This window comes from Sphingomonas sp. M1-B02, assembly GCF_026167525.1.
Lineage (GTDB): Bacteria > Pseudomonadota > Alphaproteobacteria > Sphingomonadales > Sphingomonadaceae > Sphingomonas.
This window is the reverse complement of record NZ_CP110679.1, coordinates 2,771,802-2,782,143: the sequence shown is the minus strand read 5'-3', so window position 1 is coordinate 2,782,143 and position 10,342 is coordinate 2,771,802. Positions and strand designations below refer to the sequence as shown.

8 protein-coding genes and 1 riboswitch are annotated in these 10,342 nt (G+C 65.1%); of the genes, 5 read left to right on the top strand and 3 right to left on the bottom strand.

What is annotated here, in order from left to right; genetic code table 11:
• The first annotated feature begins 11 nt into the window (after positions 1-11).
• The 5 genes from OKW87_RS13325 to OKW87_RS13305 all read left to right on the top strand — a co-directional run bounded on the left by OKW87_RS13325 (position 12) and on the right by OKW87_RS13305 (position 5,446).
• Positions 12-1,259 (top strand): putative DNA modification/repair radical SAM protein, encoded by a 1,248-nt coding sequence (locus tag OKW87_RS13325; RefSeq protein WP_265540239.1) that lies wholly within the window; start codon positions 12-14, stop codon positions 1,257-1,259.
• Between the two features lie 33 nt (positions 1,260-1,292).
• Positions 1,293-1,775, top strand: coding sequence for a hemerythrin domain-containing protein (locus OKW87_RS13320; protein ID WP_265540238.1), 483 nt, complete (start codon positions 1,293-1,295; stop codon positions 1,773-1,775).
• Between the two features lie 78 nt (positions 1,776-1,853).
• Positions 1,854-3,041 carry a parallel beta-helix domain-containing protein gene (locus tag OKW87_RS13315; RefSeq protein WP_265540237.1) on the top strand — a complete coding sequence of 396 codons (1,188 nt, stop codon included), beginning with the start codon at positions 1,854-1,856 and terminating at the stop codon, positions 3,039-3,041.
• Positions 3,038-4,057, top strand: a complete 1,020-nt coding sequence (locus OKW87_RS13310; RefSeq protein ID WP_265540236.1) for an SO2930 family diheme c-type cytochrome — start codon at positions 3,038-3,040, stop codon at positions 4,055-4,057. Before OKW87_RS13315 ends, OKW87_RS13310 begins: the two co-directional genes overlap by 4 nt.
• A gap of 6 nt (positions 4,058-4,063) precedes the next feature.
• Positions 4,064-5,446 (top strand): UdgX family uracil-DNA binding protein, encoded by a 1,383-nt coding sequence (locus tag OKW87_RS13305; protein ID WP_265540235.1) that lies wholly within the window; start codon positions 4,064-4,066, stop codon positions 5,444-5,446.
• Here OKW87_RS13305 and OKW87_RS13300 read toward each other — a convergent pair.
• From OKW87_RS13300 to OKW87_RS13290, 3 genes are all read right to left on the bottom strand, one after another.
• Positions 5,443-6,252: an aldo/keto reductase gene (locus OKW87_RS13300; RefSeq protein ID WP_265540234.1), complete on the bottom strand. Its 810-nt coding sequence runs from the start codon at positions 6,250-6,252 to the stop codon at positions 5,443-5,445. The two genes, OKW87_RS13305 and OKW87_RS13300, sit on opposite strands and share 4 nt — an antisense overlap.
• Before the next feature lie 30 nt (positions 6,253-6,282).
• The gene (locus OKW87_RS13295; RefSeq protein WP_265540233.1) at positions 6,283-6,993 is read right to left on the bottom strand and encodes a DJ-1/PfpI family protein; all 711 of its coding nucleotides are present in this window, start codon (positions 6,991-6,993) and stop codon (positions 6,283-6,285) included.
• An 18-nt stretch (positions 6,994-7,011) separates the two neighbouring features.
• Positions 7,012-7,093: riboswitch (ZMP/ZTP riboswitch) on the bottom strand.
• Positions 7,094-7,239: 146 nt separating this feature from the next.
• Positions 7,240-10,329: a TonB-dependent receptor gene (locus tag OKW87_RS13290; protein WP_265540232.1), complete on the bottom strand. Its 3,090-nt coding sequence runs from the start codon at positions 10,327-10,329 to the stop codon at positions 7,240-7,242.
• Between the last annotated feature and the right edge of the window lie 13 nt (positions 10,330-10,342).

Here is a 10,342-nt window from a genome sequence, read left to right as displayed (position 1 = left end):
AGATAGAACATATGGCACAATTGGACTTGCGCGAGAAGCTGGCGATCCTGGTCGACGCCGCCAAATATGACGCTTCCTGCGCCTCGTCAGGCACCGCAAAACGCAATTCGCGCGACGGCAAGGGGATCGGCTCGACCGAAGGCATGGGCATCTGCCATGCCTATGCGCCCGACGGCCGCTGCATCAGCCTGCTCAAGATCTTGCTGACCAACAGCTGCGTATTCGACTGCCACTATTGCATTAACCGCAAGAGCTCGAACGTCCGCCGCGCGCGCTTCACGCCGGAGGAGGTGGTCGATCTCACGCTCAATTTCTATCGCCGCAATTATATCGAGGGGCTGTTCCTCTCCTCCGGCATCATCCGCTCGCCCGATTATACGATGGAGCAATTGGTCCAGGTCGCCCGGTCGCTGCGCGAGGAACATCAGTTCCGTGGCTATATCCATCTCAAGACGATCCCCGACGCCGATCCCGAGCTGATCCACCAGGCGGGGCTGCTCGCCGATCGCATCTCGATCAACGTCGAACTGCCGACGGTGGCGGGGTTGACCCGGCTCGCGCCCGAGAAGTCGGCGCCCCGGATCGAAACCGCGATGCAGGATGTACGCACTGCGATCGACGACAAGACCGATGCGAAGAAGCGCTACAAGTCCGCCCCCAAATTCGCGCCCGCGGGCCAATCGACACAAATGATCGTCGGCGCCGATGCGGCGACCGATGGCGACATTATCGCCCGCGCGGCGGGGCTCTATGGTCGCTTCAATCTGCGCCGTGTCTATTATTCGGCGTTCAGCCCGATCCCCGATGCGAGTGCGGTGCTCCCGCTCCAGCGCCCGCCGCTGATGCGCGAGCATCGGCTGTACCAGTCGGACTGGCTGATGCGCTTCTACGACTATCAGCCCGGCGAAGTCGCCGATGCGGCCGATCCGGCGACGGGGATGCTGCCGCTCGACATCGATCCCAAGCTCGCCTGGGCGCTCAAGTTCCGCGACCGCTTCCCGGTGGACGTCAACCGGGCGCCGCGGGAATCGTTGCTGCGCGTGCCGGGACTGGGCGTGAAGGCAGTTGACGCGATCCTGGCAACCCGGCGCTGGCGGCGGTTGCGGCTCGAGGATGTCGCGCGGCTCACCGTCTCGATCGTCAAGATGCGGCCTTTCCTGATCGCCGAGGATTGGCGCCCGGCGACGCTCGCCGATCGCGCCGATCTGCGCCCGATCGTGGCGCCGAAGCGCGAGCAGCTGGAGCTTTTTGCCGCCTGAGATTGTTGAGCCCCGGAAACCAGGAGACGGCATTTGACCGAAGCACGCATTTTCGAGGATCTGAAGGCAGATCATGACCGCCAGCGCGCGCTGCTCAAGCGCGTCGGCGACAATCCCGGCACCGATCAGCCGCGGCAGGATGCGTTCGAGACGCTCCGCCTCGAGCTGCAGGCGCATGCCGCGGCCGAGGAGGAATCGCTCTATTCGACCATGCTCGCCGACCCGGAGCTGCGCGAGGATGCACGGCATTCGGTGGCCGAGCATAAGGAAGTGGACGACTATCTCGCCGAACTGATCGAAATCCAGTTCGGCACCCCCGAATGGGACGAGAAATTCCACGAGATGCGGCACCGCTACGAGCATCATATCGAAGAAGAAGAGGAAGAGATGTTCCCGACCGCGGCCGAGCGCCTTCCCGACGCGGTGACCGAGCGGCTGGGCGAGGTGTTCGAGGAGCGCAAGCCCGCCGAGCTCGAGCGTGCCGAGGAACATGCGCCCGGCGACGACCGCGACTAGGCGCTTACATCGCTGTCAATAACGCTGGACCGTCGTTCTTCCCCGCGCCAGACTGCGTGAAAATGCAGGGAGAGGACGATGGTTCGGATCACGTTTGCCGCTACGTTGCTGCTCGCCACGCCTGCCGCGGCGGAGACGATTCGGGTCGAGGCCGGTCCCAACGGCCAGGAACGGCTTCAGGGCGCTCTGATCGAGGCGAAGCCCGGCGACGTGATCGAGATCGGCGCGGGACGCTTCGAACTCACCGACGGGCTCTCGCTCGACGTAGACCGGGTCACGGTGCGCGGCGCGGGCCGCGACAAGACTATACTCGGCTTCAAGGGCCAGCTCGGTGCAGGCGAAGGCCTGCTGGTCACGTCGGACGACGTGGTGCTCCGCGACTTCTCTGTCGAGGACAGCAAGGGCGACGGGATCAAGTCCAAGGGCGCGGACCGGATCGTCTACAAGAATATTCGCGTCGAATGGACCGGCGGGCCCAAGCCGACCAACGGGGCCTATGGCGTCTATCCGGTCTCCAGCACGCATATCCTCATCGATTCGGTGCTGGTGAAGGGCGCGTCGGACGCGGGCATCTATGTCGGCCAGTCCGAACAGATCATCGTCCGCAATTCGGCGGTCTCGCACAATGTCGCCGGGATCGAGATCGAGAATAGCCGCCATGCCGACGTGTTCGACAATGTCGCGAGCCACAATAGCGGCGGCATCCTGGTGTTCGACCTGCCCAATCTGCCCAAGATGGGCGGCGGCGAGGTGCGGGTGTTCCGCAACCAGATCGTCGACAACGACACCCCCAATTTCGCGCCGAAGGGCAATATCGTCGCCTCGGTGCGGATGGGCACCGGGGTACTGATCATGGCGAATGACAATGTCCATGTCTTCGCGAACGAATTGTCGGGCAACGCCACCAGCAACGTGATGATCATCGCCTATCGCGAGAAATATGCCGACGCGAACTATAATCCGCTGCCGCGGCGGATCATGGTTTCGGGCAACAAGCATGGCCGTGCGGGCTTCGCGCCGGAGCTGCCCGGCGGCGCGATGCTGACCGCGGCCTTCGGCGGCAGCATCCCACCCATATTGTGGGACGGCACCGGGGATGCATCGGGGCTGCGCGTCGCCGATGGAGTGCCGGTGCTCGGCATGGGGCTCGCAGCCGGCGCGGCGGTGGAGACCGCCAAGCCCGGCCCCGTTGCGCTGAACGGGGTGCAGGCGCCGCAGCCCGCCGCAGTGGTGCTGCCCGCCGCGATGGAGGCCGCTGCACGGTGAAGGCGCTCGTCGCCGCGTTCCTATTGTTCTGCGCCTTCGCGGTCGCGAGGCCCGGTGGAGTCAACGACGCGACGATCCTGGCAGATGGCTATCCGGCGCATCTCTCGGACTACGGCTTCTTCGCCGATCTGGCCGCGGAGACTCCCGCGCCGCGGGTCGCGTCTTATGGATTGGAGACGCCGCTTTTCTCCGACTATGCCGAGAAGCGGCGGTTCCTTTATGTGCCGAGGGGCAAGGTCGCCCGCTATGACGATGTGGCGGCTTTCGACCTTCCGGTCGGCAGCGCTCTGATCAAGACCTTTGGCTATAAGCAGGCGGGGACGTTCAAACCGCTCGAGACCCGGCTGCTGCTGCGCCGCGCGTCGGGCTGGGTGGCGATTCCCTATGTGTGGAACGCGGCCGGCACGGATGCCGATCTCAAGCGCGCGGGCACGCGCGTGCCGGTTACCTTCACCGATCCGTCAGGCGCACGGCGCAGCATCAGCTATGCGGCGCCCAACCAGAACCAGTGCAAGGATTGCCATGCCCTTGCCGGCGCGATCGCCCCGATCGGGGTGAAGGCTCGCTATCTCAACCATGACGGCCAATTGCAGCGGCTCGCGGCGAGCGGCTTGCTCGACCGCGCCCCCGCCGATGCGCCGCGGGTGGCGCGCTGGGACGATGCGAAGGCGCCGCTCGACGCACGCGCGCGCGCCTATCTCGAGATCAATTGCGCGCATTGCCACAATCCGCAGGGCGCCGCGTCCAACTCCGGGCTGTTCCTAGAACAGGCGCAAGCCGGTCCGATCGCGCTGGGGATCGGCAAGCGCCCCGTGGCGGCGGGACGCGGCAGCGGCGGGCGCGACTTCGCGATTGCGCCGGGAAGCCCGGACGACTCGATCCTGATCTACCGAATGGAAAGCGTCGACCCCGGCATCGCCATGCCCGAACTCGGTCGCGCGACGGTGCATGCCGAAGGGGTGAAATTGCTGCGCGACTGGATCGCCGCGATGCCGAAGGACGCGTCCGCGCGTTAGGCCGGCATGCGGGTGGTGACGCTGACGAGCGAAGACGATTATGAGGGCTGGCGCGATGCCGCGCGGGCGCTGGCCCAGGGCCGCGTGCCGCCATCCGAAATCCTGTGGCAAGTGGGCGATGCCCCCACCGACCTGTTCGGCGACGAAGCCGTGCTGGAGCCCGCCGCCCCCGCCGCGTTCCGCGTGCCCCGCGCCTTCCTCGACCTCGCGCAGAGCGTGATCCTCCACAGCGATCCGCAGCGCTTCGCCTTGCTCTACACGCTCCTCGTCGGGCTGATCGAGCAGCCTCGCCGGATCGACGACCGCGCCGATCCGCTGGTGCGTAGGCTCGAGGAGATGGCCAAGCACGTCCGCCGGGACATCCACAAGATGCGCGCCTTCCTCCGCTTCCGCGAGGTCGAGGACGCAGGGACGGTGCGCTTCGTCGCCTGGTTCGAGCCCGAACATCATATCGTCCGCGCCAATGCGCGCTTCTTCGTCGATCGTTTCGCGGCGATGCACTGGTCGATCCTGACCCCCGAACTGTCGCTGCACTGGGACGGCGAAACGCTGGCCGAGGGCCCGCCCGCAACCAGGGCCGACGCCCCCGAAGGCGATCCGATCGAGGAGATGTGGAAAACCTATTACGCCTCGATCTTCAATCCGGCGCGGCTGAAGACCGGCGCGATGCTGAAGGAGATGCCGAAGAAATATTGGAAGAATATGCCCGAGACGGCTTTGGTCAAGGAACTGGTTGCGGGCGCACGGGCGCGGGAGACGGCGATGGTACAGACGGCGCGCGACAGCGTCGGCGGCAACATCGCCGGCGCCTGGGAGGCATTGCGCGACGAAGCCAAGGGCTGCACCCGCTGCCACCTCCACAAGCCCGCGACGCAGACTGTGTTCGGCGAGGGCCCGGTGGACGCGCGGATGCTGTTCATGGGCGAGCAGCCGGGCGACCAGGAGGATCTCGCAGCGCGCCCGTTCGTCGGCCCGGCCGGACAGATGTTCGATCGCGCGATGGCCGAGGCGGGGATCGACCGAAGCGGTGTCTACGTCACCAATGCAGTCAAGCATTTCAAGTTCGAGCCGCGTGGCAAGCGCCGCATCCACGCCAAGCCCGATGGCGGCGAGATCAGCGCATGCCGCTGGTGGTACGAGCAGGAACGGCTGCTGATCAAACCCGAAATGACCGTGGCGTTGGGCGCCACCGCGGCACGCCAGATGCTGGGCAAGGTCGTGACGATCAGTGGCGCCCGCGGGCGCGCGATCGAGTTGGCCGAGGGCGGTATGGGCTGGGTGACGGTCCACCCAAGCTTCCTGCTCCGCCTGCCCGACAAAACCCGCGTCGAGGAGGAGTATGCCGCATTCGTCGAGGATTTGAAGGGCGCGGCGAAGGCGCTGTGCTAGAGCGTCGCCGGATCGGGACCAAGGCGGCCGTCAGGATCGTCCAGCGCGTCGATCCTGGCGATATCCGCCGGCGTCAGGTCCACCGCACCCGCAGCAAGGTTCGCCGCGAGACGTTCGCGCGACGATGCTTTGGGGATCGCGGCCAGGCCGTGGTGCAGATGCCAGGCGAGGATAGCCTGCGCCGGCGAGCAGCTGCGTTTGTCGGCGATCTCGACGATTTGAGGATGTTCGAGCAACGTCCCCTGCCCCAGTGGCGCCCAACTCTGAGTGATGATGCCATGCTCCGCATGGACTTCGCGTAGCGCGCGTTGCTGAAAACGGGGGTGAAGTTCGATCTGATTGACCGCCGGCGCCACGCCGGTCGCGTCCAGGATCGCACGGATATGGTCGGGCTCGAAATTGGATACGCCGATCGACTTGGCGCGGCCTTCCCCCCGCAGCCGTACCAGCGCCTTCCAGGCATCGACATAGCGGGTCCCGAGCGACGCCATCGGCCAGTGGATCAGATAGAGATCGACGCTGGCGCGGCCCAGCTTCTCGAGGCTGCGATCGAACGCCGCGAGCGCCGAATCGAAGCCAAGATCGCTGCGCCACAGCTTGGTGGTCACAAACACCGAACTGTCGCCGATACCCTCGGCGACGCCGCTCTCATTGCCGTAGAATGCAGCGGTATCGACCAGCCGGTAGCCGACATCGATCCCTTCGCGGGTGATTCGCGGCGCATCCTCGCTGGGAACGAGATAGGTGCCGAAGCCGATCGGAGGGATCGTCCGGCCGTCGTTCATTGTCAGCAGGTTGGCGGACATGGCAGCTCCTTCTGGATATAGCCGGTCCGCTTAGCCCCCTGCCCCGCGCTCCGCCACCCGCTCGGCGATGGCGCGAACCTTCTCTGCGCGGCCCGGCGCGAATTCATCGACCATCGCATGATATCGGGCGAGAGTTTCCGGCTCGGCGCGGGCGGGAGAGCCGCTGTCATAGGGTGGCGCGGGATCATATTCGAGGCTGAGCTGGACGAGCTTCGCATGCGCCTCACCTCGGATCGCGGCAGTCAAAGCGAGCGCGAAGTCGATGCCTGCAGTGACCCCGCCGCCGGTGACGCGATTGCGATCGAATACCACGCGCTCGGCCACCGGCACCGCGCCGAACCAGCCAAGCTGTTCGCGCGAAGCCCAGTGGCAAGCGGCGCGATAGCCGGTGAGGAGGCCGGCGGCGGCGAGGATCAGCGACCCGGTGCAGACGCTGGTGACCCATTGCGCCTCCGCCGCTACCTGGCGAACCCAGGCGAGCGTCGCTTCGTCCTCCATCGCCGCCACGGTGCCGAAGCCGCCCGGCACGCAGAGGATGTCGGTGCGCGGCAGGTCGGCGAAGGTTGCGGTGGGCGTCAACGAAAATTGCGCGTCGGTGCGAACGGGATCGGGGGTCTTGGCGACGAGATCGAGCCGGGCATTGCCGAGCCGCGAGAGAATTTGCGCGGGGCCGGTCAGGTCGAGCTGGGTCACATCCGGAAAGAGTAGGAAAGCGATGTGGAGCGGGGCATCGTCGGGCACAATATCCTCCGTTTCGGGAAGGGGCGCCCAGGCGATGCGGCTTGCCAGCTCTCGCGCTTCCCGATGGTGCTCCATCCAGTCGCCAGTCGCGCGGAACGCAGGATCTTATCGCGTCGCCCCTTCCTTGAAAAGAGAGGCAGGCACCGATCATGGCAAAAAAGATGCCCCGCCGCGAGCAAGCGGCGGAGCAGGAGGGGAATAGAATCAGACGATGTCGCGACCATGATCGCGACATCGTCTTGTGATTCAGAAACGCCCGCGAATACCGACGAGCACGGTGCGCCCGGGATTATATTCGTTGAAAGTCGCATTTTCGAACTGGAAGTAGCTGCTCTGCGCCTGCTTGGTGATGTTGATCACGTTGACCACCAGCGTCGGCAGATATTTGTTATTGAAGATGTGACCGAGATCGAGATTGCCCGAGAAATCGAGCTGCGAATAAGAACGTCCGAAGATCGCCGCCGCCGGGATGCCGTTCTGGTTCGGGTTCGATCCCTGAGACCCCTCGTTGAAGGTGTAGGTCAGGCGAGTCGAAATGCCGTTGCCTTCATAATAGCCGGTCGCCGTGTAGGTCGTGGGGGCCACGCCGATCGCCACTGCCGGAGCGCCGGCGCCGTCGCCTTTCTGCTCGATCATGGTCAGGTTGCCCTGGAAGCCGAAGCCGGTGACGCCCAGGAAGCCGGTGAGGAAATCGAGTGGCTGGGTGATCTGGAATTCCAGCCCGTTGACCTTCAGCTTGCCGTCGGAATTGACCTGCTGCTGCACGACGACGTTGACGTTGTTGAGCGATTGCCCCGGAGCAGCGCGTGAGGCGAGCGCGTCGCGCTGCGCCTGGGTCAGCGAATCGAGCGTGATCCCGAACTGGTTGTAGAAGGAGAAGGGCACGGTGCGCGTCCCGTTCACCGTAAAGCCGGTAATCGACTTGCGGAACGCCGCGAAAGCGATGACGCCCTCGCCGCCGGTGTAGATTTCGAAACCCAGATCGATGTTGTTCGAGATATAGGGATCGAGACCGCTATTGCCGACCGTCCCGATATCCGCCGAGGGCTGCACGAAGCTGGCGCCCGGCAGCATGGCGTTTGGATCGGGGCGAGTCATCGTCCGCGACACCGATGCACGGGCGACTGCGATGTTCCCGATCTCGAATGCCGCGCTCGCCGAGGGCAGGAAGTTGGAATAAAGCGTGGTCGTCGTCGGGAAGGTGATGGTGTTCGGATACCGACCGCCGTCCGCGATCGTCGCGCTGCGCGGATCGGGAACGCTGACGCGCCCGCCGATGATCTGCTCGGTGCGGACATAGCGCATGCCGGCATTCAGGCGCAGCCTGTTGTCGCCGATATCGATTACGCCATTGCCTTCGACGAAGGTCCCCGTGACCTTCTCGCGCACCAGGCCGCCATTGGCGCCGCTGCTGCCCGATCCCGTCTCGGTCGCCTGGTCGAGCAGGGTCTGGTAGCCGGTGTCGGCGCGGAACTTGTCCCAGTTGACGGTGATGAAGCCATTGTCTCCCGGCATCAGATAGCTGGGCACCGCCGCGGTTGGGATCAGCGAACCGGCATAGCGGATCGGCGGGCCGCCCGCAGTGAAGTTGGTCCCATAGCCGGGGAAGGTCGGGAACCCGGTCGGCGCTACCGTGCCGGGCTGGTTCAAGCCCGAGCAGGGCGTGGTGCCCGTATTGGGTGCCAGCAACGAAATGTTCGGCCCGTTGCCGCAGATCGCATTCTGCCAGGGATTGGTATTGTCGAACGGGGTAATCCGCCGCTGCGTATCGTCATAGGCGGCGCCCACCCGCACGCTGAATCGCGCAGCATCGCCAAACAGCAAGCTACCGCGAACGCCCTTGGTCTCGGTCTCGCGCTCCTCGCCGTTCAGGTTGACGCGCCCGCCGCCATCCCAGCCGAAATTGGCGGGATTGTTGAGATCGATGTTCGGCGTGACCTGCGGGATCCCGCCGTCGTTCTGATAGCTGACCGTCGTGCCGCTGCTCGGCCGCGTGATGACCAGCACCGTCGGGCTTTCGCGGCGGAAGTTGCTCTTGGTGTAATTGGCCTGCAGGTCGCCCTTGATCCAGTCGTTGACGACGAAATCGAGGCCCGGGTTCACGCCCCAATAATCCTGCGTGTCCTTGTAGGGGCGATATTCGAGGAAGAATTGAGCGTTGGCATAGGTGCCGCTGGTCACGACGCAGCCGGCGACGCAATCGGTGCGATCATATTGGGTATTGATCGGGATTACCGCGCCGTTGCGGCCGACCCAGTTCATCGCGGTGCGGGTGAATTCGGTATCCCGCTTGGCATACATGCCGTCGACATAGAAATGCAGCGCGTCGCTGGGCCGCCATTCGAGCGAGACGAGGCCGTTATACCGGGTGCGCTGGCCGACTTCGGTGCGCGGCCGGCTGAGGCGCGGCAGCAGCCCATTGTCGATCTGGTCGATCGTCGCACCCGGATTGAGCGCGAGCAGTAGTGCCTGGGTAATCGGCGTGCCGGTCGTCAGGCCGTTGCCGGCATTGGCAGGCACGGTGGCCGGGATGGTGAAGTTGCCGCCGCCGGTCGCGTTCAGCGTGCCGCTCGTGCGTTGCGCCGCGGTCAGATTCGGATTGGTCCAGCCGATCGTCTCATAGCCGTCGACCCGGAAATTGTTGCGGACCGCAGCGCCGCCCACGAGGATGCCGAAATCCCCGAAGGTGGCGCTCGCCAGCATGTGGCCGCGATAGCCCCATTTGTCCGCCGAGCTCACCTTCGATCCCTGCAGGCCATAGCTGACATAGGGCTTGGGATTGTCGAACGGACGCGCCGACCGCAGATTGACGGTGCCGGCAGCGCCGCCCTCGATTTGGCTCGCGACGGGCGATTTGCTGACCGTCAGCTGAGTGAACAATTCGGTCGGAATCAGATCGAGATCGACTTCGCGATTGGTGCTCTGCGCGTCGAAGCGCACCGAGGCGATCGCGACGGGTGCGCCGTTGAGCAATACGCGGGTGAAATTGGTGCCGAGCCCGCGGATCGCAACCGACGAGCCCTCGCCGGTCACTTCGCGTCCGATCGTCACACCGGGAATGCGGTTCAGCGATTCGGCGATGTTGGTGTCGGGGAACTTGCCGATATCCTCGGCGAAAATCGTGTCGGTGAAGCCGATCGAATTGCGCTTGGCGTTCGTCTGGCTCTCCAGCGACGCGCGATAGCCGCTTACGACGATATCGTCGGTCGTCTCGGCCACCTCCTGGTCGGAAGTGGATGCCGTCGGATCCGTGGGGGCGGTCTGCGCCATCGCCACGGCCGGAAGCGCGAAAGCAGTGATGCCGGCGGCGCCCAAAAGCGCGCGACGAAGCTGCACGGCACGAGATACC

What these genes read in the sequence shown, in the direction of transcription:
- OKW87_RS13305 (WP_265540235.1), top strand. Translation starts at nt 4,064, where the DNA reads ATGCGGGTGGTGACGCTGACGAGCGAAGACGATTATGAGGGCTGGCGC.
- OKW87_RS13300 (WP_265540234.1), bottom strand. Translation starts at nt 6,252, where the DNA reads ATGTCCGCCAACCTGCTGACAATGAACGACGGCCGGACGATCCCTCCG.
- OKW87_RS13325 (WP_265540239.1), top strand. Translation starts at nt 12, where the DNA reads ATGGCACAATTGGACTTGCGCGAGAAGCTGGCGATCCTGGTCGACGCC.
- OKW87_RS13315 (WP_265540237.1), top strand. Translation starts at nt 1,854, where the DNA reads ATGGTTCGGATCACGTTTGCCGCTACGTTGCTGCTCGCCACGCCTGCC.